General features: G+C 71.0%; 26 protein-coding genes and 1 riboswitch. Of the genes, 10 read left to right on the top strand and 16 right to left on the bottom strand.

What is annotated here, in order from left to right; genetic code table 11:
- Positions 1-2: 2 nt before the first annotated feature.
- The gene (locus ACK8OR_RS15065) at positions 3-266 is read left to right on the top strand and encodes a DUF3253 domain-containing protein (protein WP_410190222.1); all 264 of its coding nucleotides are present in this window, start codon (positions 3-5) and stop codon (positions 264-266) included.
- Between the two features lie 57 nt (positions 267-323).
- On the opposite strand, the gene cobO is transcribed toward ACK8OR_RS15065, so the two are convergent.
- Entirely contained in the window at positions 324-944 is a 621-nt protein-coding gene (gene cobO, locus ACK8OR_RS15060; RefSeq protein WP_410190221.1) for a cob(I)yrinic acid a,c-diamide adenosyltransferase, read from the bottom strand.
- Positions 945-1,030: 86 nt separating this feature from the next.
- Here cobO and ACK8OR_RS15055 point away from each other — a divergent pair, with 86 nt between their 5' ends.
- Positions 1,031-1,351: a hypothetical protein gene (locus tag ACK8OR_RS15055; RefSeq protein WP_410190220.1), complete on the top strand. Its 321-nt coding sequence runs from the start codon at positions 1,031-1,033 to the stop codon at positions 1,349-1,351.
- A gap of 57 nt (positions 1,352-1,408) precedes the next feature.
- Positions 1,409-1,585 (top strand): hypothetical protein, encoded by a 177-nt coding sequence (locus ACK8OR_RS15050; protein WP_410190219.1) that lies wholly within the window; start codon positions 1,409-1,411, stop codon positions 1,583-1,585.
- 9 nt (positions 1,586-1,594) lie between these two features.
- Here the strand turns inward: ACK8OR_RS15050 and ACK8OR_RS15045 are convergent, their stop codons facing one another.
- Both ACK8OR_RS15045 and cobN read right to left on the bottom strand, forming a co-directional pair.
- Positions 1,595-2,065, bottom strand: coding sequence for a DM13 domain-containing protein (locus ACK8OR_RS15045; RefSeq protein ID WP_410190218.1), 471 nt, complete (start codon positions 2,063-2,065; stop codon positions 1,595-1,597).
- Positions 2,066-2,098: 33 nt separating this feature from the next.
- Positions 2,099-5,773, bottom strand: a complete 3,675-nt coding sequence (cobN, locus tag ACK8OR_RS15040; protein WP_410190217.1) for a cobaltochelatase subunit CobN — start codon at positions 5,771-5,773, stop codon at positions 2,099-2,101.
- A 110-nt stretch (positions 5,774-5,883) separates the two neighbouring features.
- Here cobN and ACK8OR_RS15035 point away from each other — a divergent pair, with 110 nt between their 5' ends.
- Positions 5,884-6,774 (top strand): pseudouridine-5'-phosphate glycosidase, encoded by an 891-nt coding sequence (locus ACK8OR_RS15035; protein ID WP_410190216.1) that lies wholly within the window; start codon positions 5,884-5,886, stop codon positions 6,772-6,774.
- A 61-nt stretch (positions 6,775-6,835) separates the two neighbouring features.
- Here the strand turns inward: ACK8OR_RS15035 and cobW are convergent, their stop codons facing one another.
- The gene (gene cobW, locus ACK8OR_RS15030) at positions 6,836-7,906 is read right to left on the bottom strand and encodes a cobalamin biosynthesis protein CobW (RefSeq protein WP_410190215.1); all 1,071 of its coding nucleotides are present in this window, start codon (positions 7,904-7,906) and stop codon (positions 6,836-6,838) included.
- Between the two features lie 116 nt (positions 7,907-8,022).
- On the bottom strand, positions 8,023-8,670 hold the full coding sequence (locus ACK8OR_RS15025; protein ID WP_410190214.1) for a HupE/UreJ family protein: 648 nt from the start codon (positions 8,668-8,670) through the stop codon (positions 8,023-8,025).
- Between the two features lie 97 nt (positions 8,671-8,767).
- A riboswitch (cobalamin riboswitch) is annotated at positions 8,768-8,984 on the bottom strand.
- Between the two features lie 165 nt (positions 8,985-9,149).
- On the opposite strand from ACK8OR_RS15025, the gene smc reads away from it, so the two are divergent.
- Both smc and ACK8OR_RS15015 read left to right on the top strand, forming a co-directional pair.
- The gene (smc, locus tag ACK8OR_RS15020; RefSeq protein WP_410190213.1) at positions 9,150-12,611 is read left to right on the top strand and encodes a chromosome segregation protein SMC; all 3,462 of its coding nucleotides are present in this window, start codon (positions 9,150-9,152) and stop codon (positions 12,609-12,611) included.
- 34 nt (positions 12,612-12,645) lie between these two features.
- Positions 12,646-13,422, top strand: a complete 777-nt coding sequence (locus tag ACK8OR_RS15015) for a transglutaminase-like domain-containing protein (RefSeq protein WP_410190212.1) — start codon at positions 12,646-12,648, stop codon at positions 13,420-13,422.
- Between the two features lie 5 nt (positions 13,423-13,427).
- Here ACK8OR_RS15015 and cbiB read toward each other — a convergent pair whose 3' ends face one another.
- The 9 genes from cbiB to argH form a co-directional block, all read right to left on the bottom strand.
- Positions 13,428-14,336 (bottom strand): adenosylcobinamide-phosphate synthase CbiB, encoded by a 909-nt coding sequence (cbiB, locus tag ACK8OR_RS15010; protein WP_410190211.1) that lies wholly within the window; start codon positions 14,334-14,336, stop codon positions 13,428-13,430.
- Positions 14,336-15,268, bottom strand: a complete 933-nt coding sequence (locus ACK8OR_RS15005) for an aminotransferase class I/II-fold pyridoxal phosphate-dependent enzyme (protein WP_410190210.1) — start codon at positions 15,266-15,268, stop codon at positions 14,336-14,338. The genes cbiB and ACK8OR_RS15005 overlap by 1 nt, the downstream gene beginning before the upstream one ends.
- A complete protein-coding gene (locus ACK8OR_RS15000) occupies positions 15,265-15,630 on the bottom strand; it encodes a DUF1636 family protein (protein WP_410190209.1) in 366 nt (121 codons plus the stop codon). The genes ACK8OR_RS15005 and ACK8OR_RS15000 overlap by 4 nt, the downstream gene beginning before the upstream one ends.
- Before the next feature lie 55 nt (positions 15,631-15,685).
- Complete coding sequence (locus ACK8OR_RS14995) at positions 15,686-16,690, bottom strand: glutathione S-transferase family protein (protein ID WP_410190208.1); 1,005 nt, start codon at positions 16,688-16,690, stop codon at positions 15,686-15,688.
- 105 nt (positions 16,691-16,795) lie between these two features.
- Positions 16,796-17,827, bottom strand: coding sequence for a hypothetical protein (locus ACK8OR_RS14990; protein WP_410190207.1), 1,032 nt, complete (start codon positions 17,825-17,827; stop codon positions 16,796-16,798).
- Between the two features lie 10 nt (positions 17,828-17,837).
- Complete coding sequence (gene greA, locus ACK8OR_RS14985; RefSeq protein ID WP_410190206.1) at positions 17,838-18,308, bottom strand: transcription elongation factor GreA; 471 nt, start codon at positions 18,306-18,308, stop codon at positions 17,838-17,840.
- 103 nt (positions 18,309-18,411) lie between these two features.
- Positions 18,412-19,065, bottom strand: a complete 654-nt coding sequence (locus tag ACK8OR_RS14980) for an HAD family hydrolase (RefSeq protein ID WP_410190205.1) — start codon at positions 19,063-19,065, stop codon at positions 18,412-18,414.
- Between the two features lie 89 nt (positions 19,066-19,154).
- Entirely contained in the window at positions 19,155-19,298 is a 144-nt protein-coding gene (locus ACK8OR_RS14975; protein ID WP_410190204.1) for an argininosuccinate lyase, read from the bottom strand.
- Positions 19,295-20,683, bottom strand: a complete 1,389-nt coding sequence (argH, locus tag ACK8OR_RS14970; RefSeq protein WP_410190203.1) for an argininosuccinate lyase — start codon at positions 20,681-20,683, stop codon at positions 19,295-19,297. The genes ACK8OR_RS14975 and argH overlap by 4 nt, the downstream gene beginning before the upstream one ends.
- On the opposite strand from argH, the gene ACK8OR_RS14965 reads away from it, so the two are divergent.
- The 3 genes from ACK8OR_RS14965 to ACK8OR_RS14955 all read left to right on the top strand — a co-directional run bounded on the left by ACK8OR_RS14965 (position 20,682) and on the right by ACK8OR_RS14955 (position 23,396).
- On the top strand, positions 20,682-21,230 hold the full coding sequence (locus ACK8OR_RS14965) for a TlpA family protein disulfide reductase (protein WP_410190202.1): 549 nt from the start codon (positions 20,682-20,684) through the stop codon (positions 21,228-21,230). The genes argH and ACK8OR_RS14965 overlap by 2 nt on opposite strands.
- 135 nt (positions 21,231-21,365) lie before the next feature.
- A complete protein-coding gene (locus ACK8OR_RS14960; protein ID WP_410190201.1) occupies positions 21,366-22,328 on the top strand; it encodes an L-malyl-CoA/beta-methylmalyl-CoA lyase in 963 nt (320 codons plus the stop codon).
- A gap of 105 nt (positions 22,329-22,433) precedes the next feature.
- The gene (locus tag ACK8OR_RS14955) at positions 22,434-23,396 is read left to right on the top strand and encodes an acetyl-CoA carboxylase carboxyltransferase subunit alpha (protein WP_410190200.1); all 963 of its coding nucleotides are present in this window, start codon (positions 22,434-22,436) and stop codon (positions 23,394-23,396) included.
- 9 nt (positions 23,397-23,405) lie between these two features.
- Here the strand turns inward: ACK8OR_RS14955 and ACK8OR_RS14950 are convergent, their stop codons facing one another.
- A complete protein-coding gene (locus tag ACK8OR_RS14950) occupies positions 23,406-23,639 on the bottom strand; it encodes a hypothetical protein (RefSeq protein ID WP_410190199.1) in 234 nt (77 codons plus the stop codon).
- Positions 23,639-24,028 carry a thiol-disulfide oxidoreductase DCC family protein gene (locus ACK8OR_RS14945; protein ID WP_410190198.1) on the bottom strand — a complete coding sequence of 130 codons (390 nt, stop codon included), beginning with the start codon at positions 24,026-24,028 and terminating at the stop codon, positions 23,639-23,641. The genes ACK8OR_RS14950 and ACK8OR_RS14945 overlap by 1 nt, the downstream gene beginning before the upstream one ends.
- A gap of 58 nt (positions 24,029-24,086) precedes the next feature.
- Between ACK8OR_RS14945 and ACK8OR_RS14940 the strand changes: the two genes are divergently transcribed.
- Positions 24,087-24,794: a M48 family metallopeptidase gene (locus ACK8OR_RS14940; RefSeq protein ID WP_298429996.1), complete on the top strand. Its 708-nt coding sequence runs from the start codon at positions 24,087-24,089 to the stop codon at positions 24,792-24,794.
- Positions 24,795-24,812 lie beyond the last annotated feature (18 nt).

Below are 24,812 nucleotides of genomic sequence, written 5' to 3'. Positions count from 1 at the left end.
GTATGGCCCGCCTCGTGCCCTCCGACGCCACCATCGCCGCCGAGATCACGCGCCAGACCGCCGCCCGCGCACCGAATACCATCTGCCCGTCCGAAGTCGCCCGCGCGCTGGCGGAGGACTGGCGCCCCCTGATGCCGCGCGTCCGAGCCGTCGCCGGGACCATGCCGGAGATCGTCGCGACCCAGCGCGGCGACCCGGTCGATCCCGTCACCGCCCGGGGCGCGATCCGGCTCGCGGCGCAACCACCGTCCGACCCGTCCGCCTGACCGTCTCAAGGCCGCGACGCGATGGGGCGTATGCCGACGCGAACGCCCGGCGCGCCATCAGAATTCCACGCCGGCTTGTGCCTTCACGCCCGAGCGGAACGGATGCTTCACCAGCTCCATCTCGGTCACCAGGTCGGCCAGCTCGATCAGCTCGTCCTTGGCGTTGCGGCCCGTGCAGACCACGTGGGTCATCGGCGGCTTCTCGTCGCGCAGGAACGCGACCACCTCGGCCACGTCGACATAGTCGTAGCGCAGGGCGATGTTGATCTCGTCGAGCAGAACCATGCGGTTGCCCGGGTCGGAGATCAGTTCCTTGGCCTTGGCCCAGGCCGCCTGCGCCATCTCGATGTCGCGCGACTTGTCCTGCGTCTCCCAGGTGAAGCCCTCGCCCATCGTGTGGAACTCGCAGAGGTCGCCGAAATGGGTGGTGATGAGGTCGCGCTCGCCCGTCCCCATGCCGCCCTTGATGAACTGCACGACGGCGCATGGCATCTGGTGGGCGATGCAGCGGAAGATCATCCCGAAGGCGCTGGACGACTTGCCCTTTCCCTTGCCGGTATGGACGATCACGAGGCCCTTCTCGTCGGTCTTGGTGGCCATGATCTTGTCGCGCGCGGCCTTCTTCTTGGCCATCTTCTGGTTGTGCCGCGCGGTGTCGTCGGGGGTCTCGTCGGCCATGTCGGGCCTCCTCGTCTGGGTCGCCGCGGACGTTCCATCGCGGGGGCCGCGGGGTCAAGCGACGTTAAGCCTTCGTTAAGCACGCCATGTACCTTCTGGGGGCGATGCGAATCGTATGTCTCACCGGATGTCTCCTCGCGCTGGCCGCCTGCAACGGGGCGCACCCGCTGGACGGTCTCGATCGTTCGGGCACGGCCAGCGCGGGGGGGCACGACTTCCGCATCAACTGGAACCCGACCACCGCGCAGGCCACGCGCACGAACCCGACCTGGCGGCCAGGGGTGGCGGCGGTGACGGCGGCAGCGGTTCAGGCGACCGAGGCCGCGACCGGCTGCCGGGTCAAGCCCGGCTCGGTCACGGGCGACATCGCGCTGATGAACATGGGGCTCGACTGCACGGGCCGGTGACGGCCGTCACCAGACGCCGCGTGACAAGCGTACCCCCGGACCTGTAGGCCGGAGGGCATGAAGAAAGTGCCCAAGCCGACCACCGATGACGACCTGATCGCGGCCTATCTCGCGAAGGGCGGCAAGATCAGCGTCGGCAAGACGAAGCCGCCCAAGCCCGAGTTGGGGCTGAGTAACAACCAGTGGAACAAAACGCTGACCCGCGACGAGAAGGCCGCGCGCGACAAGGATTGAGCGGCGGCGCTAGCGGTACTCGGCTGCGGCGATGAACTCTGAGAAGGCCTCGCACCAGACCAGAACGGTCGTGTAGGCGTCGAGGTCGATATCGGTCGGCAGGTCGAGCGCGAAGCCCTCGAAGGTTTTGACCGGGCCCACCACGACGCTTTGCGCCTTGAGCGGTGCGAACTCGTCCTCGTGCTCGACGAATTCGGGCACCAAATACACCATGTAATCCGGCCCCGGCGCGAGGCGGCCCTCGTGCACGATCCCGCCCGGGCCCAGGCTGACCGTGCCCTCGCCCCAATGCAGGAGGTCGTGCCCGCGCAGGTCCTGCGCGAAAGCCGCGGTGTAGCGCGCGTCCTGTGCCATCGCGCTGAGCGTGGCGGCGTCGGGCGAGGGCGGCGCGGTCAGGATCGGCAGCAGATAGATGCCGAGCCCGAACCCCAGCCCGAGGGCCACGGCATGGGTCGCGATCCGCCTGAACCATCGAATCATCGCGCCGAACTCCCTTGACCATCCGGCTCCCAATCAACCACGACGACCGGCACTTGGATAGTCGCCGCCGCGCCCGAACCGTTCCACCAGGCCCCGGACCGAGTTCGACCGGGGCGTCCAGAGCCCGCGTGCGATCGCCTCGGCCAGCCGGTCCGCGATATCGGCCAACGCGGGCGCATTGGCCCCGGCGATGAAGTCCCGCGTCGCGTCATCCGCCAGCACGGCATCGGCCACGAGGTCGAAATGGTGGTTCTTCACTGCCCCCGTCGTCGCCGCGAAGGCGAAGAGGTAGTCGACCGTCGCCGCGATCTCGAACGCGCCCTTGTAGCCGTGGCGCTTCACCCCCTCAATCCACTTGGGGTTCACCACGCGGGATCGCACCACGCGGCCGATCTCTTCGTCGAGGGAACGGATGACAGGGCGCTCGGGCCGCGAATGGTCGTTGTGATAGACCGTGGGTGCCGTGCCCCGGATCGCCTCGACCGCCGCCGCGGCGCCGCCCTCGAACTGGTAGTAGTCGTCGCTGTCGAGCAGGTCGTGCTCGCGATTGTCCTGGTTCTGCACCACCGCCTCAACCTGTCCCAGCCGCGCGCGGAGGCCCGCGTGATCCGCCGTGCCCTTGCCCTGTCCATAGGCATAGCCGCCCCATTCCAGGTAGGCCGCGCCCAGATCGGCGGTCTCCGCCCAGAGCCGCTCGTCGATCAGCGCCTGCAGCCCCGCGCCGTAGGCTCCGGGCTTCGATCCATAGACCCGTGCCATCCCTTCACCCGCCCGCGCGCGGGCGGCGGCGGGATTGGCGTCCTCGGGTTCGTCCAGTGCCTGCACGGCCCGCGCGGCGGCATCGACCAGCGCCATCTGCTGCGGGAAGGCGTCGCGGAAGAAGCCCGACACCCGCAGCGTCACGTCCACGCGGGGGCGGCCGAGCGCGGTATGGGGGATGATCTCGTAGCCGGTCACGCGCCGGTTCGCCGCGTCCCACCGGGGCTTCACACCCATCAGGGCCAGCGCCTGCGCGATGTCGTCGCCGCCCGTGCGCATATTGGCGGTGCCCCAGGCGGTCAGCAGCATCGTGCGCGGCCAGTCGCCATGGTCCTGCAAGTGCCGCTCAACGAGGAGCGAGGCCGACTTCCAGCCCAGCTTCCATGCGGTCGGCGTCGGCACTGCGCGGCTGTCGACCGAGTAGAAGTTGCGCCCGGTCGGCAGCACGTCGGGCCGCCCGCGGGTGGGGGCGCCGGACGGCGCCGGGGCGACGAACTGGCCTGACAGGCCGGTGAGGAGCCCCTCTCCCTCGGCCGGACCGCAGGCGTCGAGCGTTGCGCGGAGCGCATCCGCGGCGGTCAGAACGGCGGCGGTCGCGGGGCCGGGGGCGCGGGCCTCGCCCGCCAGAAGGGCCGCGGACAGTGCCTCGATCCGCTCGACCGTATCGCCATGGCTCCGCCAGGTCGCGTCGCCCGCCAGCGCGTCGGGGCGTGGGCCGTCCCACGGCGTGGCCATGTCGCAGTCGAGCGGGTCGAACCCGAGTGCCAGATCGGCGGCAATGGCGCGGGGCAGCGACGCCGCGGCGCCTGTACCGTCCCCGCGCGGCAGCCGCAGAAGCGCCTGCAGCAGGTCGTCGCGCAGCCGTCCCTCGGGCGACTGGCCGAAAACATGCAGCCCGTCGCGGATCTGCGCCTCCTTCAGCTCGCAGAGATAGGCGTCCAGCTTCGCCAGGTCGTCCGAACCGTCCATGCCGGCATCGACGTCCAGCCCGGTGACGCGCGCCAGCGACAGGATCTCGCCCCGCAGGTGGTCGATCCGGCGCGGGTCCACGTTGGCCGCCTCGTAATACTCGTCCACCAGCGCCTCGAGATCGCGGAGCGGGCCGTAGGTCTCGGCGCGGGTCAGGGGCGGCGTCAGGTGGTCGACGATCACCGCCTGCGCGCGGCGCTTGGCCTGCGTGCCCTCGCCCGGGTCGTTGACGATGAACGGGTAGAGATGGGGCAGGGGGCCGAGCGCGATCTCGGGCCAGTCGTCCTCGGCCAGCGCCAGCGCGCGGCCGGGTAGCCATTCGAGATTGCCGTGCTTGCCCATGTGGACGACCGCGTCCGCCCCCCAGCGCCGCAGCCACGCATAGAAGGCGAGGTAATTGTGCGGCGGCACGAGGTCCGGCGAATGATAGCTGTCGGTCGGGTCGACGTTGTAGCCCCGCGCCGGTTGCAGGCCGACGATGGCGTTCCCGAAGCGGTGGATCGACAGGGCGAAGGCGCCGTCCGCGACGAAGGGATCGTCCTCCGGCGCGCCCCATCGGGCCTCGATCTGCTGGCGGGCGGCAAGGGGGAGGGCCTCGTAGACCGCGCGGTAGTCAGCTAAGGACAGCCGTTCGCCCCCCGTCTTCGTCGCCCGGTCGGTCAACCAGTTGGTCGGCCCGGCCAGGAGGCGGTCCATTAGCGCCGCGCTGTCCGCAGGCAAGTCTGTCACGCCATCCCCCGCCGCCGCCAGCAGGCGCAGGACGTGAACGGTCGCGGCGGGCGTGTCGAGGCCCACGCCGTTGGCCAGCCGCCCGTCGCGGTTCGGGTAGTTTGCCAGGATCAGCGCCGTGCGCCGGTCGGCGGGCGCGATGCGGCGCAGGCGGCACCAGTTTGCCACCAGCTCCGCCACGAAGGCGATCCGGCCGCCTTCGGCCTTCCACGTGGCGATCGGGCACTCGGTGGCTTCGTCGTAGAAGGCCTCGCCCTTGAAGCCGATCGCGCGGGTCAGGACGCGGCCGTCGAGTTCGGGCAGCGCGACGTTCATTGCGATGTCCCGCGCCGAGAGGCCGGAGGTGCCGTCGCGCCAGGCCGCCTCGGTTCCCGAGGACAGCACGGCCTGGAAGACGGATGCGGCATTGGCGGCAGGGGCGGTCAGCGGGTTGGCGGCGGCGTCGCCCACTGCGAAGGAGGTGAGGTTCAGGATCGCCGAGGGCGGCGCCTCGGTCATCAGCGCGTCCAGCGTCGCCGCCGAGACCGGATCCTTCAGCGACGCCACGAAGACCGGAAGCGGCGCCAGCCCCTGCCGCAGCAGCGCCTTGACCAGCCGGTTGACCGGGTTCAGCCCCGCCCCCTGCAACAGCGCGCGGTAGAAGATAACTGGCACGACCGGCGCATCCGGTGGCCAGTCGGCGCGCAGATCGGCGAGGGTCGGGGCCTCGGCCCCCGGCCAGTAGAGGCCCGCGCGCAGGAGCGGGACGGCGGCGGCGGGCCGTGCCTCGTCGCGAATCATCGCGCGCGCATGTGTCAGGAAGGTCGTGGCATTGGCCGGCCCGCCCTCGACCAGCGCCAACCAGAGCGCGTCGTAATCGGCCGGTGCGACGGTCGAGAGGCCGCGCAGCTCGGCGTCCGGCTTGTCGTCGCCTGGCAGCAGCGCCAGCGGCACGCCCGCCTCGTGGCAGCGCGCCGCGTATTGCTCGACCCCGTAGCCCCAGTAGCCGCGCCCGCCCAACACGCGCGCCACCACCAGCTTTGAGCGGGTGGCGCAGGCCTCGAGATGCAGGTCCACCGACATCGGGTGGCGCAGGTGCATCAGGCTCGCCAGCCGCGTCTCGGGCGGGTCGTCCATGGCCGCGCGCGCCTGCGATAGGGCCGCAAGTTCGGTATCGGCGGCCGAAATCACGACCAGGTCGGCCGGGCTCTGACCCAGATCGACGGGCTCGCCGTCATCCACGGCGCCGGGCTGGGCGGCTAGCAGGTGCATGGGGGCCTCGCGGTCGGTCGGACCGGGTGTGCCGGGGGCCGGGGACGGGCGCAAGGGGCGTGACGCCGGGGGTGCGACGGGGCATAGGGTCGGCAAACAGGAGACGCCCGATGCTGAAGCCGCAAATGTCCGACGAGGTGGCCACGGCCCTGGCCCAGGGCCGCCCGGTCGTGGCGCTGGAAAGCACGATCATCAGCCACGGGATGCCATGGCCGCGCAACGCCGAGGTGGCGCTCGCCGTCGAGGACGTGGTCCGGTCCGAGGGCGCGGTTCCGGCCACTGTCGCGGTGGTCGACGGCGTGCCCTGCGCCGGGCTGACGCCGGTGCAGGTCGAGCGGCTGGGCCGCGACACGAATGTCGTCAAGGCCGCGTCGCGCGACCTCGGCGCCTGCATCGCGGGCGGACTGACGGCGGGGACGACGGTTTCGGCCACGATGCGGATCGCGGCGCTCGCCGGCATCGGGGTCTTCGCCACCGGCGGCATCGGCGGCGTGCATCGCGGCGATGGCATGGATGTCAGCGCCGACCTGACCGAGCTGTCGGTGACGGATGTTCTCGTGGTCTGCGCGGGCGTGAAGTCGATCCTCGACATCCCGCGCACCATCGAGATGCTCGAGACCCTGCGCGTGCCCGTCGCGGTGTTCGGCGCGGACGCCTTCCCGGCGTTCTATTCCCGCGATTCGGGGAACGTCGCGGGCGAACGCTGCGACGACCCGGCGCGGATCGCGGCGATCCGGGCGGCCAACGCGGCGGTCGGACTGGGGACCGGAATGCTGGTCGCGAACCCCATCCCCGAGGCCGACGCCCTCCCGGCGGACGAGATCGGCGCGACCATCGACGCCGCACTGGCCGAGGCGGACGAGCGGGGGATCACCGGCAAGGAGGTGACGCCCTTCCTGCTCGGGCGCCTGAACGCGGTCACCGAAGGCCGCGCGCTCGACGCGAATATCGCGCTGGTGAAGAACAACGCGCGACTGGCGGCGCGGATCGCGGTCGCCTGATCCGAAGTCTTCCGCGAAGACTTCGGTAAAACCCTTCGAGGAAGGGTTTTCGGCGGCCCCGTCAGGCCGGGGCCGGCGCGTTCTGCAGCGCGGACGCAATGGCATCGCGGTCGAGCCCGGCCTGGCCGATGACGACCATCCGCGACCCGCGTCCATCGCCCCCGAGCGGGCGGTCGAAATAATGGTCCACGCGCGGCCCGACCGCCTGCACCGTCAGCCGCATCGGCTTGCCCGCGACGCTCGCGAAGCCCTTGAGGCGCAGGATGCCGTGGTCGCGAATAACCGCGGCCAGATGCCCGGCATAGAGCGCGGGATCGTCGATCTCGGGGCCGTCGACGACGAAGCTTTCGAAGGCGTCGTGACCATGCTCGTGGTGGTGATCGTCATGGTGATCGTCGTCGTCATCGTGGTGATGATGGTGGTGATGCACCTCGTGGCGGGCCGAGATATCGTCCTCGGCGCCCTGGCCCCGACCCAGCAGCACCTCGACCGGGAGCGCGCCCATCACGGCGAGCACGACCTGCACGCCCGCGCGGGCCTCGCCGCTCAGGCGGGCGACGAGTGCGTCGGCGTCATCCATCAGGTCGGTCTTGTTGACCACGATCATGTCGGCGCAGGCGACCTGGTCGGCATAGAGCTCCGACAGCGGCGTCTCGTGGTCCAGCCCGTCATCGGCGGCGCGCTGGCGGTCGACGGCGGCAACATCTGCGGCGAAGGTGCCCGCGGCCACGGCGGGGCCGTCGAGCACCGTGACGACACCGTCCACGGTCACGCGCGTCTTGAGGTCGGGCCAGGCGAAGGCGCGCACCAGCGGCTGGGGCAGGGCAAGGCCCGAAGTCTCGATCACGATGTGATCGGGTGGGACGTCGCGGGCGAGGAGCGCCTGCATCGTCGGCACGAAGTCGTCGGCCACCGTGCAGCAGATACATCCATTCGACAGCTCGACCACGTCGTCATCCGAGCAGCTCTCGATGCCGCAGCCCTTGAGAATGCCGCCATCGACACCGAGATCGCCGAACTCGTTGATGATGAGCGCGATGCGCCGTCCCCCCGCGTTCTGCAGCAGGTGGCGGATAAGCGTGGTCTTTCCGGCGCCGAGAAAGCCGGTGACGATGGTGGCGGGGATCTTCATCGAAGGCTCCGTCGGATCGGGTCGCGCGTCCGAGGGGGACGGCGCGATGCGGGGGGTTGGGTCAGGAACAGGGTGACGCCGCGCGCGCTGCGGAGAGCGCGCGCGGCGTGTCCGCGTCAGCCAGCGATGGCCGCGACCAGCGGGCCTTCGACCACCTCGAGCGCGAGGAACAGGCCGACGCCGAACACGGCCGCCCCTGCGAGGCGGGCGTTGACGGCCATCGACTCGGACGCGCCCAGAAGGCGGCGCGCGGCCCAGCCGGCGACCAGCGCGATGGCGTATTGCACGGCGGCGAGACCGATGAGGTAGCCGACCATCACGGCGGCGCCGACGCCGCCCTCCTGGCCCAGGATCGAGCCCGCGAAGCCGGCCCCATGGAAGAGACCGAAGCCCGCGAAGAGCGCGATCGCCGTCCCAACCCCGAGGGTCCGGCCCGCGAGGACCACGCCGCCGAGCACCAGGATCGAGGCGACGATGGCGATCTCGGCCAGCGGCAGCGCGAGGCCTGCCGAGACGGCGAGCGTCCCCAGCAGCATAGCGGCTACGTAGGCAAGCGGGGTCAGCAGCCGCGCGGGCGCGAAGGTGGCGGCGATGCCCATGGCGATCACGAAGGCCAGGTGGTCGAAGCCCAGCACGGGATGGCCGACGCCCGACAGAAGGCCGTCGGCGAAACTGGTCATCGGCAGGCCGCCCAGCGGGTGGTGCGCGAACGCGGGCGTCGCGGCAAGTGCGGCGGCGGCAGCGCCGAGGAAGATGCGGTTCATGTCAGGTCCCCTCCGGATCCTATCAGCGGGGTCGGACGAGGGGCGTCTCTCAGGCTCCCCCGACACGGCACACCCCGTCCGTTTGCGGTCTCCGCCCCGGACGGGACGGCGCAGGGCTGGTCTCCTGGCTCGCGGATCGTGGGGTGCGGGCCGCCTTCCCGGATCGCTCCAGTGGCATCTGGCCTCACCCTCACCGCTCACAGTCGCGGGGGCGGCTGCGGCCTCGGGTCCCCGGCGTGGGTCGCCCGCTTCCGCATTCCCATTTCATCCCCACCGGCTTGGCCGGACAGGGGAACCTTGCCCGCCCGTGATGCGCCCCATCCGCCGCAGCCGTCAAGCGCGATTGCGACCGCCCCGGTCGCGCGACCGTCATCCACAGGTCGGCGTCTGCCGCAAAATCTTGTGGATAAAGGCGCGTGACGGGGCAGATATGGCCCCGACCGGTTGACACCGGCGGCAGGGCGACGACCATCGCGTCCATGCAGTTCTCCCGCCTGCGCCTGAACGGCTTCAAGAGTTTCGTGGACCCGACCGATCTGGTGATCGCCGACGGGCTGACCGGCGTCGTGGGCCCGAATGGCTGCGGCAAGTCGAACCTTCTGGAAGCGCTGCGCTGGGTGATGGGTGAGAACCGCCCGACGGCCATGCGCGGCGGCGGCATGGAGGACGTCATCTTCGCGGGCGCGGCCTCGCGGCCCGCGCGCAACTTCGCCGAAGTGACGCTGGCGCTCGACAATTCCGACCACACCGCGCCCGCTGCCTTCAACGAGGCGGACGCGCTGGACGTCGTGCGGCGGATCACGCGCGATGCGGGGTCGGCTTACAAGCTCAACGGCGCGGACGTCCGGGCGCGCGACGTGCAGATGCTGTTCGCCGATGCGTCCACGGGCGCCCATTCCCCCGCACTCGTGCGGCAGGGCCAGATCAGTGAGCTGATCAATGCCAAGCCCCAGCGCCGCCGCCGCATCCTCGAAGAGGCGGCAGGCATTTCGGGCCTCTACCAGCGGCGCCACGAGGCCGAGCTGAAGCTGAACGCGACCGAGGCCAATCTCGCGCGCGTCGACGACGTGATCGAGCAACTGGCCGCGCAGCTCGCCTCGCTGGCACGGCAGGCCCGGCAAGCCGCGCGCTACCGCGAGATCGGGACCGCGCTGCGCCACGCCGAGGGCCTCCTGCTCTATCGCCGCTGGCGCGAGGCGGACCGCGCGCGGCAGGGTGCGGATGCCACGCTTCGGGACCGCCAGACGGCCGCTGCCGGGGCCGACCGCGCCGCCCGCGAGGCGGAGGCGGCCCGCACCCGCGCCGAGGAGGCGATGCCGCCGCTTCGCGACGAGGCGGCCGTGGCGGGCGCGGTGCTGCAACGGCTCGCCGTGCAGCGCGATACCCTGGCCGAGCGCGAGGGTCAGGCCCGTGCCGCCATCGCCGCGCTCGAAGCGCGGATCGCGCAACTGGTGACCGATGCCGACCGCGAGGGCGTGCTCAACACCGATGCGGGCGAGACGATCGCCCGGCTCGAATGGGAGCAGGGGCAACTGGCCGAGGCGACCGAGGGACAAGACGACGCGCTGGAGGCCGCGCAGGACGCGGCGCGCGACGCGGCCTCGGTCCTGACCGAGCGGGAGGGCGAGCTCTCGACGCTGACCGAAGACCTCGCGCGGCTGTCGGCGCGCCACCAGTCGGTCGCGCGGATGACCGACGACGCGACCCGCCGCATCGCCCGCATCGAAGCCGATGCCGCGCAGGCCGCCGACCAGGCCAAGGCCGCGCGGGGCACGCTGGCCGGGGCCGACGACGCGGTGGCGCAGGCCGCCGCCGACCAGGGCCGCGCCCAGGACGCCGCCGCCGCCGCCGAGGACGCGCTCGCCGCCGCCGAGGCCGCGCGCGAGGATGCCCAGACCGCCGAGAGCCGGGCGCGGACCGAACGCGCCGAGGCCGAGGGCGTCGTCAACACGCTGGGGGCCGAGGCCAGCGCGCTTTCGAAGCTCCTGACCCGCGACACGGGCGACGGCGAGCCGCTCTTGGATCGCGTGACCGTGGCGCCCGGTTACGAGGCCGCGCTGGGGGCAGCCTGCGGCGACGACCTGCGCGCCGCCGAACTCGGGGCGGGCGACGGCGAGGAGTCGGGCTGGGCCGCGTTGCCCCCCTATGACCGCCCCGCAGACCTGCCCGACGGGATCGCGGCGCTGGCCCCGCATGTCGATGCGCCCGGTGTCCTGTCCCGGCGGCTGGGCCAGATCGGCCTCGTCGACCCGGACGAGGCCGCGCAGATGCAGCCGCGCCTCGCACCGGGTCAGGTGCTGGTCTCGACCGATGGCGATCTCTGGCGGTGGGACGGTTTCCGCGCCTCCTCCGAGGCGGCCCCTTCGGCGGCGGCGCTGCGGCTTCAGCAGGTGAACCGCCTGACCTCGCTCAGGCAGGATCTCGAAGAAGCGGAGGCCCGCGCCGACGGCACCCGCGCCGCGCACGAGGCGCTGACGACCACGCTGGCGCGCCGCAAGGCGACCGAGGCCGAGGCCCGAGACGCGCGCCGCGACGCGGATCGCGCGCTGACTGAGGCCGGGCGCGCGCAGGCCCAGGCCGAGGGCGCGAAGGGGATGGCGGCATCACGGCTGGAGACGGCGCAGATGGCCGTCGCGCGGTTCGAGGCCGAGATGTCCGAGGCCATTGCGTCCCGCCGCGAGGCCGAACTGGCTGCGCGCGACCTCTCGCCGCTCGATGACGCTCGCGCAGCCCTCGAGACGATCCGCACCAGCGTCGAGGCGGCGCGGATCGCGATGATGTCGGCGCGCGCGCGGGCCGACGAACTCAAGCGCGAGGCCGATGCCCGGACGCGGCGCACGCAGGAGGTGATCAAGGAACTGTCGGGCTGGCGCCTGCGCCTGACCTCGGCGGATGCACGGCTGGCTGACCTGACCGAGCGCCGCGAAATCGCCGAGGGCGAGCTGGAGACCGCGCGCGCCGTGCCCGCGCGGCTGGAGGCGGAGCGCGACGAGCTGAGCGCCGAGATCGACCGGGCCGAAGCGCGCCGGAAGGCCGCCGATGATGCGCTCGCGCTGGGCGAAACCGCGCTGCGGGACGCGACGGCGGGCGCGCGGGATGCCGAGCGCGCGGCAGGCGAAGCGCGCGAGGCGCGCGCGCGGGCCGAGGCGCGGCTGGAAGCCGCCGACGAGGCGCTGGCCATGGCCGAGGCGCGCATCGCCGAGGAACAGGACTGCACGCCCGCCGCCCTTCTGGAGCGGCTCGACGTCGATCCCGAGACCCTGCCGCCCGCCGATACGATCGAGGCCGACGTGAACCGCCTGAAGCGGCAGCGCGACGCGCTGGGCGCCGTCAACCTGCGCGCCGAGGAGGACGCCCGCGAGGTGCAGGAGGAGCATGACGCGCTGGCCGCCGAGAAGGTCGATCTCGACCAGGCCGTGTCCGAGCTGCGCGCCGGGATCGCCGCGCTCAACAAGGAGGGGCGGCAACGGCTTCTCGACGCGTTCGAGACGGTGAACACCAATTTCGGGACGCTGTTCCGGCATCTCTTCCAGGGCGGCGAGGCCCAGCTGGAGCTGGTCGAGAGCGACGACCCGCTGGAAGCCGGGCTCGAGATCATGTGCCAACCGCCGGGCAAGAAGCTCTCGACCCTCTCGCTTCTGTCGGGCGGCGAGCAGACGCTGACGGCGCTCGCCCTGATCTTCGCGGTGTTCCTCGCCAACCCGGCGCCGATCTGCGTGCTCGACGAGGTGGATGCCCCGCTCGACGATGCGAACGTCACCCGGTTCTGCGACATGCTCGACGAGATGACGCGCCGCACCGACACGCGGTTCCTGATCATCACGCACCACGCGGTGACGATGGCGCGGATGGATCGGCTCTTCGGCGTGACCATGGTCGAGCAAGGCGTGAGCCAACTCGTCTCGGTCGATCTGAAAAAGGCCGAGGCACTGGTCGCGTGACGGAACGAAGGGTCGCGGCCCGGCGTCTGTCTGCATGACACTCAAGATCGACGCCCGCCTCGCCTACGACCTCGCCCAGCCGACCGACCTTCTGTTGCAGGTCGAGCTGGCCCGCATCGCCGGCCAGGAGATCCGCGAGGATTCGCTTTCGACCACCCCGGTCGAGGATTTCGTGCGCATTCCTGCCGAGGCCGCGCTGGGCACGCGGGCCTGGATGCAGGCCGACGGCCAGTTCCAAATGACCTATCTCGCCACGGTCGAGATCACGCGACCCGATCCGGCCTTCGCGCAGCTTCAGGCGCCGCCGCCCCGCGCACTGACGGGCGAGGCGACGTCATTCCTCATGCCCTCGCGCTACTGCCCCAGCGACGAGTTCGAGGCCTTCGTCGCGGACGAGTTCGGCGGGCTGACCGGCGGGCCGCTGATCGCAGCCCTCTCCGACTGGGTGCAGGAAACCTTCACCTACACGCCGGGGGCCAGCACCTCGGCCACGACGGCGCGCGAAAGCTTCGTGCAGCGGCGCGGGGTCTGCCGCGACTACGCCCATGTCCTCGTGGCGCTGGCGCGGGCGGGGGGCGTTCCGGCCCGCGTGGCCAGCGCCTATGCGCCCGATGTCGATCCGCCCGACTTCCACATGGTCGCCGAGGTCTGGCTCGAGGATGCGTGGCACCTCGTGGACGCGACCGGCATGTCGACGGCGTCCGAGCTGGCGCTGATCGGCGTCGGGCGCGATGCGGCGGACGTCTCCTTCCTCACAAGCTACGGCCTGGCCGAACTGGTCTCCCAGAGCGTCGAGGTCACGCGGGCCTGAACGGGTCAGGCGAGGCCGAGCAACGCGAGCAGGATCGCCAGCAGGAGGCCTGCTCCCCAGGCCCGCCAGAGCGCCGAGCAGGCATGTTCGATCTCGGCCGCGCCGGCATTCCGGCGACCCGTGGGGTTCACCCAGGGGAACTCGCGCACCTCGCCGTCGTAGCTGCGCGGCCCGGCCAGCGCGACGCCGAGGACGGGCGCGATCGCGGCCTCGGGCCAACCGGCATTGGGCGAGCGGTGCTGGCGCGCGTCGTTGGGCACGCGGTGGGCGTGCCGGATCGCGCCGTTCGCCAGAAGGATCAGCCCGGCCGTCAGCCGCGCGGGGACCCAGTTGAGCAGATCGTCCAGCCGCGCGGCGGCCCAACCGAACGCCTCATGGCGTGGCGTCCGATAGCCGATCATGCTGTCGGCGGTGCTGACGGCCTTGTAAGCCAACATGCCGGGAAGGCCCGCGACCGCGAACCAGAAGGCGGGGGCGATCACCCCGTCGGACAGGTTCTCTGCCCCGCTCTCGATGGCCGCGCGCGCGATCTGAGCGTCGTCCATCTCGGCCGTGTCCCGTCCCACGATGCGGGCTACCGCGATGCGCGCCTCGGCGGGCGAACGGCGGAGCGCGTCCGCCACGTCGCGCACATGGTCCACGAGGCTGCGCTGCGCCAAGAGGACCGCCGCGCCGATGATTTCGAGGAGGCCGAAATCCGGCACCCAAGCAATCGCCGCGCCGATGCCCCAGCCGACCGCGACGAGTAGCGCCGCGGCGGCAATACCCTTGATGCGCCGTGCCGCGCCCCGGTTCAATGTCCGGTCCAGCCAGTCCACCAGCCGCCCCAGCAGGACCGCCGGATGCGTCACGCGCGACCAGAGCCAGTCCGGTTCGCCCAATGCCGCGTCGAGGATCAGCGCGATGGCGAGCATCAGGCCAGCGCCGCTTCGAGGCGATCCCAACCGGATGCGGGCGGCATCCCGAGCCGGACCCAGCGGTCCGAATAGGGAAAGACGCGCGACCAGATCCGGTGCTCGGCCAGCCGGTCCCGTAGCGCCGCAGCGTCCGGCGTGTCGTAGAGGCGGAAGAGCGTCGTTCCTCCGACTGGATCACCATGCGGCGCCAACAGCGCGTCGAGCCGGGCGGCATCCGCGGCCAGCCGCGCGCGCGTCGCGTCGGCCCAGCCTGTATCCGCCAGCGCTGCCGCTCCGATGGCCAACGCGGGGCCTGAGACGGGCCACGGCCCGAGCGCTTCGGCCAGGGGCGCGATGGTGTCAGGCGTGCCGATGGCGAACCCGAGCCGGAGCCCCGCCAACCCGCAGAACTTGCCGAAGGATTTGAGGACGACCGTACCGGGGCGGGCCGCGCGGGCGACGTGGCTGACCTCGGGGCAGACGTCGCAGAAGCTCTCGTCGATGATCGTGACGGCGTTGGGCAGGTCGCGCTCGCCCCAGAGCCGTCCGTCGGGATTGTTGGGATGGACGACGACCATCGGGCCGTCTGGGCCGCCGATCTCGAACCCGTGGGCGCGGAACGCGGCGGCGTGTTCGTTATAGGTGGGGCCGGGGATGCGGACGCGTCCGCCGGGCACCAGCGCGGGCATCCGGGCGATCAGGGCGGACGCGCCGGGGGCGGCAAGGATCTCCGCCCCGTCCGGCACGTCCCAGAACCGGCGCGCCGCCTCGGTCAGCGCGGTCGCCGCCGCCGCGTCGGGCAGGGCGGTCCAGGCGTCGCGGGCCAGCGGAGGCACCGGGTAGGGCACCGGGTTGATCCCGGTCGAGAGGTCGATCCAGTCGTCCCGCGCCCCGCCCCAACGGCTGCGCGCCGCGTCGAGACCGCCGCCATGATCGCGCGGCGCGCTCACTCGGTCAGCGGCGGGTGGCGCGTCACGAAATGCCCCTTGATCGGCAGCGGCCATTCGCGGAACGGGACCACGCCCGTCTCGGCGGCGGCATGCTTCGCGGCATACTCGACGAGGCCCTGCGCCGCCTCTTCGGTCGGGTCGAACCGCCCGAGCGTATAGGCCATCTTGCCCGGCGCCTGCAGCGTCACGTTGCAGGCCCCCGAACACCCCATGAGGCAGGAGTGGCGGCGCGTCGCCACGTCCGCCACACCCGTGGCCGCGGCTTCGATCAGGTCGGCCAACGCCTCGCCGTCGGTCCGGCCCGAGGCCGCGTCCCAATCGTCGCGCTTGCAGGTGTCGCAGATGGTGATCGTCGTGGTCATGGCCGCCTCGGATATGGTTGCCGGGACGGCTAGACCACGGCGCGAGGCCGCGCAATCACTCCGCCGCGATCCCTTGGCCCGGCAAGGCGTCGCGGCCGTGCGGGGCGGTCCAGTCGAGCACCGGATTGATCGGAATGATGCGGTGCGGATTGATGCTCTCGTGGCTGTAATGGTAGTGCCGGACGATGTGGTCGAAGTTCACCGTCCCGGCGATCCCCGGCACCTGGTAGAGTTCGCGCGCGAAGCCCCAGAGGTTCGGATAGTCGATCAGCCGCCGACGGTTGCACTTGAAATGCAGGTGGTAGACCTCGTCGAAGCGCACCAGCGTCGTCCAGAGTCGCCAGTCGGCCTCGGTCATGCGATCCCCGGCCAGATAGCGGCGCTCGCCCAACAGGTCCTCCAGCCAGTCGAGCGCATCGAAGAGTGCGCCCACCGCCTCATCATAGGCGCTCTGCGTGGTGGCGAAGCCGGACTTGTAGACGCCGTTGTTGACGTCGGAATAGACGCGGTCGTTGATCCGGTCGATCTCGGCGCGCAAATCCTCGGGGTAGAAGTCTAGGTCGTTGCCCGTCAGCCCGTCGAAGGCCGAGTTGAACATCCGGATGATCTCGGAGCTTTCGTTCGACACGATCGTGCCCTGCGCCTTGTCCCAGATCACGGGCACGGTCACGCGGCCCGACACGTCGGGTTTGGCGCGGGTGTAGATGTCGCGCATGAACGGCAGCCCGAAGAGGCGGTCGCCGGTGGCGCCGTTGTCATCGGTCTCGAAGGTCCATCCGTCCGAGAGCATGTCGGGATGCACGGCCGAGACGTCGATGAGGTCTTCCAGGCCCTTGAGTTTGCGGAAGACGAGGGCGCGGTGGGCCCAGGGGCAGGCATAGGATACGTAGAGATGGTAGCGCCCGGCTTCGGCCGCGAACCCGCCCTCGCCCGAGGGGCCGGGGCGGCCATCGGCGGTGATCCAGTTGCGGAAGCCCGCGGTCGAGCGGACGAATTTGCCGCCCGACGACTTGGTGTCGTACCAGTCGCCGTGCCAGGTGCCGTCTACGAGCTGTCCCATCAGGGCCTCCGCGAATTGCATCTGCCTGCGGATATAGCCCGGTCCTGAGGCCGCGCCTCCACCGGTCGGCGAACACGGCCTGCGCGCGGGCGCACGGGGCCGCGATCAGGCGGAATCGGTGCCGAAGATCCCCGCGACCCGACCGGTGAGCATGAAGGCCCGCGCGGTCCGCGTGTCGGCCAGCGAGAGAAGGTCGTGATCCGTGGCGTGCTCGGCGAAGCGCGCGACCTCGTGGTCGAAGGTCCGGAGGAAGTGGTGGACCGCGTCGCGGAAGACCGGATCGTCCTTCATGCGGTTGGCCGTCAGCGCGATGCTCGACCGGTCGGTGATGCCGCCCAGGGGTGCGATCTCCTCGCCGCGCCCGCCCTGAGCGAAAACGCGCCAATGGGTCGCGTCGGCATGGGCCGGCGTCAGGTCGTCCATGTAGATGCCGTCCTGGCTCAGCAGGGTCAGAACGTCCTGCGCGGCGGTCACGAGCTGTGCGGTCGCGCGATGTTCGAGCGCGCGGCGCAGGATGCGAAAACCCTCGGTGTCGCGGTCGTTCTTCGGAAAATCGAGCGCGCGGATGAAATCGTCCGCCGGGAGCGGGTCGGGCGCATCGGGATCGTCGAGCGCCAGCGTCGACTGCGGCTCGGGCGCGGCGGCCCGGCCGGGATCGGGCAGGGCGGGGGCCTCGGGCGCATGGCGCAGCGTCGCCAGCTCCGCGCCGAGCACGGCCTGGGCGCGCGCCACCTCGTCGATGCGATCCTCCATGCCGCGCTTCAGCGACAACCCGGCCATGTGCTGTTGGTCGATATAGCTCATCCGCATGGCGTCGATCGCGGCCTGCAAGCGGGCGCTTTCCTCGCGCATCGTGCGCGAAGTCCGCGCCGCGCTCGCGGCGACCCAGATCAGCGCCACGGGCAGGAACACGCCCAAGATCGTCATCATGAACCCCAGAGGGTCGGCCCGCGAGAGGCGCGCCTGCTCGGGCTCCATCGAGCCGAAGAACCAGCCGACCAGCGCCAGCCACCCGAGGCTCATCACGAGGGCCGCGACCTCGCCCAACGAGATACCCGAACGACGCGCGGGCACGGCAGCCAGGTGGCGGTCGGCACTGTGCGCGGCGGGCGGCTCGGGCGGGGCGGGTTCGGTCATGGGCGCGCCGTCAGCGGTACACGACCGCGGTGACCTCGTAGTCGCGCGTGCCACCGGGCGTGCGGACCTCGACGCTGTCGCCCTCCTCCTTGCCGATCAGGGCGCGGGCCAGGGGCGACTTGATGTTGAGAAGACCGCTTTCGATATCGGCCTCCTGCTCGCCGACGATCTGGTAGGTCTTCTCGGCCTCGGTTTCCTCGTCGACCAGGGTCACCGTCGCGCCGAACTTGATGGCGCCCGACATCTTGGCCGGGTCGATCACGTCGGCCAGCGAGATCAGGCCCTCCAGTTCCTTGATGCGGCCTTCGATGAAGGACTGCTTTTCGCGGGCGGAGTGGTATTCGGCATTCTCCGACAGGTCGCCATGCTCGCGCGCCTCGGCGATGGCGCGGATGATGGCTGGACGCTCGACGGATTTGAGCTGCTTCAATTCGGTCTGGAGCGCGGTCATGCCGCGCGGGGTCATCGGGACCTTGTCCATCGGTGTTCTCCTGCGGGCGTCGTCTGCGCCCCTGCTCGTGTCGCCGGTCAGACTAGCAGGGACGGGGACGCGCGCAACGCCGCCGTTGACGGATCGGGTCGCGTCAGGCCGCCGCGCCGAACACCGCCTGATCGATGTCGCGCCCGGCCATGGTCGCATCGCCGAACTCCTGCCCGGCGGTGTTCTCGTTGGGCCAAGCATAGCAGTTCACGCCTGCAGCGCGGGCCGCGCGCACGCCGTCGGGATTGTCCTCGACCGCGACGCAGGCGGCCGCATCCACGCCGAGGCACTTGGCGGCGTAGGCGTAGCATTCGGGATCGGGCTTCGGCTGCTCGACATGCTCGCGCGTGACGATGATGTCGAAGCGCTCCTGCTCGAGCCCGACCGCCGCCAGCAGATGCTCGGCATTCCCGCGCGAGGTGGTGGTGACGACGCCGAGTTTCAGGCCCTTGTCCCGCGCGTGCGCAACCAGGTCCGCCACGCCTGGCCGGAGCGTCGCCGCCCCGTCGTCGAGCGCGGCCTGGAACAGGCGGGTCTTGGTGGCGTGGATCGCCTCGGCATCGACGTCGACGCCCTCGGCCTTCGCCGCCTCGGCGATCCGGGCGCGTCCACCCGCCTGGCCCAGCATCTCGCGGTAGGTGTCGCGGTCCCACTGCCAATCGAGGCCATGCTCGCGGAACGCGTCGTTGAAGGCCGCGCGCTGCAGCTCGGAGGTGTCGGCGATGGTCCCGATGGACCCCAGGAAGACGGCTTGCATGGGCGGGGGCTCCTAAGTCTCTGATGCAGGGCGACGTTTCGAACGTAGAGCCCTGTTTCAGGGGTCAAGCCCGAACGTCCACCCCAGCGTCAGAGACTGCCGCGGACGCCCACGCCGACCGAGCCGCTGATGGTAACGCGATCCTCGGGCTCGACCTCGGAGGGTGGGATCGGCGGGCCGTCGACGCCGCAGGCGGCGAGCAGCAGGACGAGGAGGGGGATCAGACGGATCATGCGAGACGCTCCTTCCAGCGCGCGACCTCTGCGCGGACATTGTCGGGGGCCGTGCCGCCGTAGGAGGTGCGCGACGCGACCGAATTGTGGACGCCGAGCACGTCGAAGACCGCCCCGGTGATGGCCGGATGCACCGAAGTCATGTCGTCCAGGGTCAGGTCCGGCAGGTCGACGCCCCGATCCTCTGCCATCTTGACCAGCGCGCCGGTGACGTGATGCGCTTCGCGGAAGGGCAGGTCCAACTCGCGCACCAGCCAGTCGGCGAGGTCCGTCGCCGTCGAGAAGCCCGAGGACGCGGCGGCCTCGAGCGCGTCCTTCTGGCCCTCCATGTCGCCCACCATCCCGGTCATCGCGGCCAGGGCCAGCATCAGCGAATCGGCGGCGTCGAAGACCTGTTCCTTGTCTTCCTGCATGTCCTTTGAATAGGTCAGCGGCAGGCCCTTCATCACCATCAGGAGTGCGGTCTGCGCCCCGAAGATGCGCCCGATCTTGGCGCGCAGAAGCTCGGCGGCGTCGGGGTTGCGCTTCTGGGGCATGATGCTCGACCCGGTGGACCAGCGATCCGACAGGCGCACGAAGCGGAACTGGGCGCTGGACCAGATCACCAGCTCCTCGGCGAGGCGCGACAGGTGCATGGCGCAGATCGAGGCCGAGGACAGGAACTCCAGCGCGAAGTCCCGGTCCGACACGGCGTCGAGCGAATTGGCGGCGGGCCGGTCGAAGCCGAGGGCGGCGGCCGTCATGTCCCGGTCGATCGGAAAAGATGTGCCCGCCAGCGCCGCCGTCCCCAGCGGGCATTCGTTCATCCGGGCGCGCGCATCGCGGAAGCGCCCGAGGTCGCGGTGGAACATCTCGGCATAGGCCAGCATGTGATGGCCCCAGGTCACCGGCTGCGCGGTTTGGAGATGGGTGAAGCCCGGCATCACCCAATCGGCGCCCGCCTCGGCCTGCGCCACCAATGCTGCGATCAGGCGGGGCAGGGCGTCGATGGCCGCATCGGCCTGGTCGCGAACCCACATGCGGAAGTCCAGCGCCACCTGGTCGTTGCGAGACCGCGCGGTGTGCAGCCGGCCGGCGGCGGGGCCCACGATCTCGGTCAGCCTTGCCTCGACGTTCATGTGGATGTCCTCGAGCGCGGTCGAGAAGGCGAAGGTGCCCCCCTCGATCTCTGACAACACCGTGAGCAGACCTTCCCGGATCGCGGCCGCATCGCTATCGGTGACGATGCCCTGGGCGGCCAACATGGCGGCATGGGCCCGCGATCCCTCGATGTCCTGACGGGCCATCCGGCGGTCGAAGCCGATGGACGCGTTGATCGCCTCCATGATGGCGTCGGGCCCTTCCGCGAAGCGGCCGCCCCACATCTTGTTGGACGATTTCGACATGCCTGACCTCCGATCCCTGATGGTCCCCGCCTACCTGCTCGCCGCCCTGCTCGCCACCCCCGCGACGGCGCTGGAGGAGACGCTTCTGACCGGCACGATGGAGAAGATGCGCGTGCTGGACGCGGGCGCCCCAGCCGCGACGGCCTATGTCCGGGCCGACGGGGGGGCGGGCGACCTGTCCGATCACGCAGGGCAGGTCGTCGTTCTGAATTTCTGGGCGACGTGGTGCGCGCCCTGCCGTGCCGAGATGCCGTCGCTACAGGCCTTGCAGGACAGCTTGGGCGACGAGGGGGTCGAGGTCGTGACGATGGCCTTCGGGCGACACAATCCCGCGCAGATGGAGCGGTTCTGGGAGGAGACGGGCATCACCAGCCTGCCGCTCCACCGCGACCCGGACGCGTCGCTTGCGCGGGCGCTGGGGGTTGTCGGCTTGCCGCACACGGTCATTCTCGATGCCGAAGGGAATATCGTCGCCGAGCTTGCGGGCGAGGCCGACTGGTCCGCGCCCGAGACGCTGGCGCTGCTTCGGTCGCTCCTGCCAGAGTGACGGGCTGACGCCCGACGTCCTTCTTGAAGTCGGATGCAGCGTCGCGCGATGCCGCAGCGCAGCGCTTGTCATCCGGTGGGACACATTGTAGCGCGGAGACAACCCAGCCGCGCAACAATCTGACCCGAGGTCCCGATGAGCTTTCGAGTGCAACCCGCCCCCGCCGCCCGCCCCAACCGGTGCCAGCTCTTCGGTCCGGGCTCCAACCCGAAGCTCTTCCCGAAGATGGCGGCCAGTGCGGCGGACGTCATCAATCTCGATCTCGAGGACAGCGTCTCGCCCACCGACAAGGACGCCGCGCGCGCCAATGTCATCGCGGCCATCGGGTCCGAGGATTGGGGCAACAAGACCCTGTCGGTGCGCATCAACGCGCTGGACACGCCCTTCTGGTATCGCGACGTCGTGGATCTTCTGGAGCAGGCGGACGAGCGGCTGGACCAGATCATGATCCCCAAAGTCGGCTGCGCGGCCGATATCTACGCCGTCGACGCGCTCATCTCGGCGGTCGAGGCGGCCTCGGGACGGTCGAAGCGCATCGGCCTCGAGGTCATCATCGAATCCGCCGCCGGCATCGCCCATGTCGAGGAGATCGCCGCCGCCTCGCCGCGCCTCACCGCGATGTCGCTCGGTGCGGCGGATTTCGCGGCCAGCATGGGGATGCAGACGACCGGCATCGGCGGCACGCAGGACGACTATTACATGCTGAAGGACGGCGCCCGGCACTGGTCCGACCCGTGGCACTGGGCGCAGACCGCCATCGTCGCGGCCTGCCGGACCCATGGCGTGCTGCCGGTGGACGGACCCTTCGGCGACTTCTCGGACGAGGAGGGGTTCCGGGCACAGGCACGCCGCTCGGCGGTGCTGGGCATGGTCGGCAAATGGGCGATCCACCCCAAGCAGATCGCGCTGGCCAACGAGGTCTTCACGCCGTCGGAGGCCGCGGTGGCCGAGGCGCGCGAGATCCTCGCCGCGATGGAAGAGGCCAAGGCCTCGGGCGCGGGGGCGACGGTCTACAAGGGGCGGCTGGTCGACATCGCGTCGATCAAGCAGGCCGAGGTGATCGTGCGCCAGTCCGAGATGATCGCCGCGAACGCCTGATGGCGGGTGCTGCGCGGTGGCCGGACGGGGCTGCCGCGTGTTGCATCGAACCCTGCGGCCCGCCATATCGGGGGCCACCGCCCCGACGGGCGCAGGAGGATCCGCATGACGCAGTATCTCGACTTCGAGAAGCCCCTTTCCGAGATCGAGGGCAAGGCCGAGGAGCTGCGCGCGATGGGGCGCGCCGACGAGAAGGTCGATGTCGAGAAGGAGGCCGCGGCGCTCGACGCCAAGGCGGGCGAGATGCTGGCCAATCTCTATCGCGGCCTGACGCCGTGGCAGAAGGCGCAGGTCGCGCGCCATGGCGAACGCCCGCATTGCAAGGACTACATCGACGCGCTGTTCACCGACTGGACGCCACTGGCCGGCGACCGCAACTTCGCCGACGATCACGCGGTAATGGGCGGGCTGGCGCGGCTGGACGGCCGTTCGGTCGTCGTGATCGGCCACGAGAAGGGTCACGACACGCGCACCAGGCTGGAGCGGAATTTCGGCATGGCGCGGCCCGAGGGCTATCGCAAGGCGATACGCCTGATGGAGATGGCGGACCGGTTCTCGCTGCCGGTGGTGACGCTGATCGACACGCCGGGCGCCTATCCCGGCAAGGGCGCCGAGGAGCGTGGCCAGTCCGAAGCCATCGCGCGCTCGACGCAAGCCTGCTTGCGGCTGGGCACGCCGTTGGTGTCGGTCGTCGTAGGCGAGGGGGGCTCGGGCGGCGCGGTCGCCTTCGCCACCGCCAACCGCGTCGCGATGCTGCAGCATTCGATCTATTCGGTGATCTCGCCCGAGGGCTGCGCGTCGATCCTCTGGAAGGACGCCGAGAAGATGCGCGAGGCCGCCGAAGCGCTGCGCCTGACGGCGCAGGACCTGCTGAAGCTGGGCGTGATCGACCGGATCATCCCCGAGCCGACGGGCGGCGCGCATCGCGACCGGGCCGCGGCCATCGCGTCGGTCGGATCGGCCATCGAGGCGATGCTGGGCGAGTTAGACGGCATGGCCCCAGAGGCGATCCGCGCCGCGCGCCGGACCAAGTTCATCGAGATGGGCGCGCAGGGCCTCGCGGCCTGACGGTCGTGCTCAGCGCCTCAGGTAGACGCCTTCGGGCAGGTCGAGCGCCGCGGCCAGGTCGCGCACCTGTCCCATCGTCAGCGTGATGCGCACCGGCTCCTCCGTGCGCGGGTCGAGCTGGGTCAGCGTCACGCATTCCTCGAAGGCGGTCACGACCACGTCTTCCTGCGGCGGGGTCTGACCCTCGCCCTCGTCGACCAGCGTCACGACCGTCGCGTCGAACCCGTGCTCGATCGAGAACATCAGTCGGCCCTCCGCTGCTGCCGCCGCCGGTGGCTCGCGTAGAGCAGCGGCGCGCCGATCCGGTCATAGATCCAGCCCGCGACCGTCCGGATGCCCGGCAAGCCGCCGATGCGCGCCGCCCAGCGCATCCGCGGCATCTCGGCCCAGAGCGCGAGGAAGGCGGGGAACCCGGACAGCGTCTCGCCGCCCCGCCGGACATGCAGCCGCCGGGCCGCCGCATCCGCTTCGACCCCCCACGCCGCGCGGTCCGCGCCGTTCAGGTCGTCGAAGGCCACCGGAAGCCCGTCGCGGTCGGCCCAGCGGCGGTAGTGATCGATCTCGAACCGGCAGACGGGACATTCGGCATTGTAGAGCACCCGCAGGTCGATCTCGCTTTCGTCACCTGACATCCCGCGCCTCCGATCTATTATCTCCACGGCGAGTGTAGCGGCGGACGGAGAGATTGCCATGCGGACGAAGATGTTGGCGGTGGTCGTGATGGCCCTCCTGGGGGGCTGCGTGGTGGTCGAGACATCGGGCGGCGCGCCCGTACAGCCCGTCGATCGTGGACCCGATCGCGTGTCGGGATCGACTGCGGTGAACAACTTCCGGGCCGCCGTGTCGCGGGTCGAACCCGCCGCCGAGAACCTGTGCCGCAGCAGGACCAACGGGCTGAACTGCGACTTCCTGATCCGCGTCGATCCCAACCGCAACGCGCCGCCGAACGCCTTCCAGTCGCTCGACCGCTCGGGGCGGCCCGTCCTGACCTTCACGCAGGCCCTGATCGCCGATGCCCGCAACCAGGACGAGATCGCCTTCGTCCTCGGCCACGAGAGCGCGCACCACATCGAGCAGCACATCGCCCGCCAGCGCCAGTCGGCCACCACCGGCGCCATCGTCGGCGGCCTGATCGCGACCGTCGCGGGGGCCGATGCGGGCACCGTCGACCAACTCAGCCGGGCCGGGGCGTCCGTGGGCGCGCGGCGCTTCTCGAAGGAGCACGAGCTCGAAGCCGATGCCCTGGGCACGATCATCACCGCCCGCGCGGGCTACGACCCCGTGCGCGGGGCTGCGTTTTTCACGCGCATCCCCGATCCGGGCGACCGCTTCCTCGGGACGCACCCGCCCAATGCCGACCGGATCGCGACCGTGCGCCGCGTGGCCTCGGGGCTCTGACGGGCACGTGACGGAACG

Origin of the sequence: Jannaschia halovivens, assembly GCF_046452375.1 — a bacterium.
In the GTDB taxonomy this organism is placed as follows: Bacteria; Pseudomonadota; Alphaproteobacteria; order Rhodobacterales; family Rhodobacteraceae; genus Jannaschia; species Jannaschia halovivens.
This window is presented reverse-complemented; position numbering and strand designations above follow the sequence as displayed.

Excerpts from the sequence above, each read along its gene's own strand:
- ACK8OR_RS15065 (WP_410190222.1), top strand. The coding sequence starts at position 3 with ATGGCCCGCCTCGTGCCCTCCGACGCCACCATCGCCGCCGAGATCACG.
- cobO (WP_410190221.1), bottom strand. The coding sequence starts at position 944 with ATGGCCGACGAGACCCCCGACGACACCGCGCGGCACAACCAGAAGATG.
- ACK8OR_RS15055 (WP_410190220.1), top strand. The coding sequence starts at position 1,031 with ATGTACCTTCTGGGGGCGATGCGAATCGTATGTCTCACCGGATGTCTC.
- ACK8OR_RS15050 (WP_410190219.1), top strand. The coding sequence starts at position 1,409 with ATGAAGAAAGTGCCCAAGCCGACCACCGATGACGACCTGATCGCGGCC.
- ACK8OR_RS15045 (WP_410190218.1), bottom strand. The coding sequence starts at position 2,065 with ATGATTCGATGGTTCAGGCGGATCGCGACCCATGCCGTGGCCCTCGGG.
- cobN (WP_410190217.1), bottom strand. The coding sequence starts at position 5,773 with ATGCACCTGCTAGCCGCCCAGCCCGGCGCCGTGGATGACGGCGAGCCC.
- ACK8OR_RS15035 (WP_410190216.1), top strand. The coding sequence starts at position 5,884 with ATGCTGAAGCCGCAAATGTCCGACGAGGTGGCCACGGCCCTGGCCCAG.
- cobW (WP_410190215.1), bottom strand. The coding sequence starts at position 7,906 with ATGAAGATCCCCGCCACCATCGTCACCGGCTTTCTCGGCGCCGGAAAG.
- ACK8OR_RS15025 (WP_410190214.1), bottom strand. The coding sequence starts at position 8,670 with ATGAACCGCATCTTCCTCGGCGCTGCCGCCGCCGCACTTGCCGCGACG.
- smc (WP_410190213.1), top strand. The coding sequence starts at position 9,150 with ATGCAGTTCTCCCGCCTGCGCCTGAACGGCTTCAAGAGTTTCGTGGAC.
- ACK8OR_RS15015 (WP_410190212.1), top strand. The coding sequence starts at position 12,646 with ATGACACTCAAGATCGACGCCCGCCTCGCCTACGACCTCGCCCAGCCG.
- cbiB (WP_410190211.1), bottom strand. The coding sequence starts at position 14,336 with ATGCTCGCCATCGCGCTGATCCTCGACGCGGCATTGGGCGAACCGGAC.
- ACK8OR_RS15000 (WP_410190209.1), bottom strand. The coding sequence starts at position 15,630 with ATGACCACGACGATCACCATCTGCGACACCTGCAAGCGCGACGATTGG.
- ACK8OR_RS14995 (WP_410190208.1), bottom strand. The coding sequence starts at position 16,690 with ATGGGACAGCTCGTAGACGGCACCTGGCACGGCGACTGGTACGACACC.
- ACK8OR_RS14990 (WP_410190207.1), bottom strand. The coding sequence starts at position 17,827 with ATGACCGAACCCGCCCCGCCCGAGCCGCCCGCCGCGCACAGTGCCGAC.
- greA (WP_410190206.1), bottom strand. The coding sequence starts at position 18,308 with ATGGACAAGGTCCCGATGACCCCGCGCGGCATGACCGCGCTCCAGACC.
- ACK8OR_RS14980 (WP_410190205.1), bottom strand. The coding sequence starts at position 19,065 with ATGCAAGCCGTCTTCCTGGGGTCCATCGGGACCATCGCCGACACCTCC.
- ACK8OR_RS14975 (WP_410190204.1), bottom strand. The coding sequence starts at position 19,298 with ATGATCCGTCTGATCCCCCTCCTCGTCCTGCTGCTCGCCGCCTGCGGC.
- ACK8OR_RS14965 (WP_410190202.1), top strand. The coding sequence starts at position 20,682 with ATGCCTGACCTCCGATCCCTGATGGTCCCCGCCTACCTGCTCGCCGCC.
- argH (WP_410190203.1), bottom strand. The coding sequence starts at position 20,683 with ATGTCGAAATCGTCCAACAAGATGTGGGGCGGCCGCTTCGCGGAAGGG.
- ACK8OR_RS14960 (WP_410190201.1), top strand. The coding sequence starts at position 21,366 with ATGAGCTTTCGAGTGCAACCCGCCCCCGCCGCCCGCCCCAACCGGTGC.
- ACK8OR_RS14955 (WP_410190200.1), top strand. The coding sequence starts at position 22,434 with ATGACGCAGTATCTCGACTTCGAGAAGCCCCTTTCCGAGATCGAGGGC.
- ACK8OR_RS14950 (WP_410190199.1), bottom strand. The coding sequence starts at position 23,639 with ATGTTCTCGATCGAGCACGGGTTCGACGCGACGGTCGTGACGCTGGTC.
- ACK8OR_RS14945 (WP_410190198.1), bottom strand. The coding sequence starts at position 24,028 with ATGTCAGGTGACGAAAGCGAGATCGACCTGCGGGTGCTCTACAATGCC.
- ACK8OR_RS14940 (WP_298429996.1), top strand. The coding sequence starts at position 24,087 with ATGCGGACGAAGATGTTGGCGGTGGTCGTGATGGCCCTCCTGGGGGGC.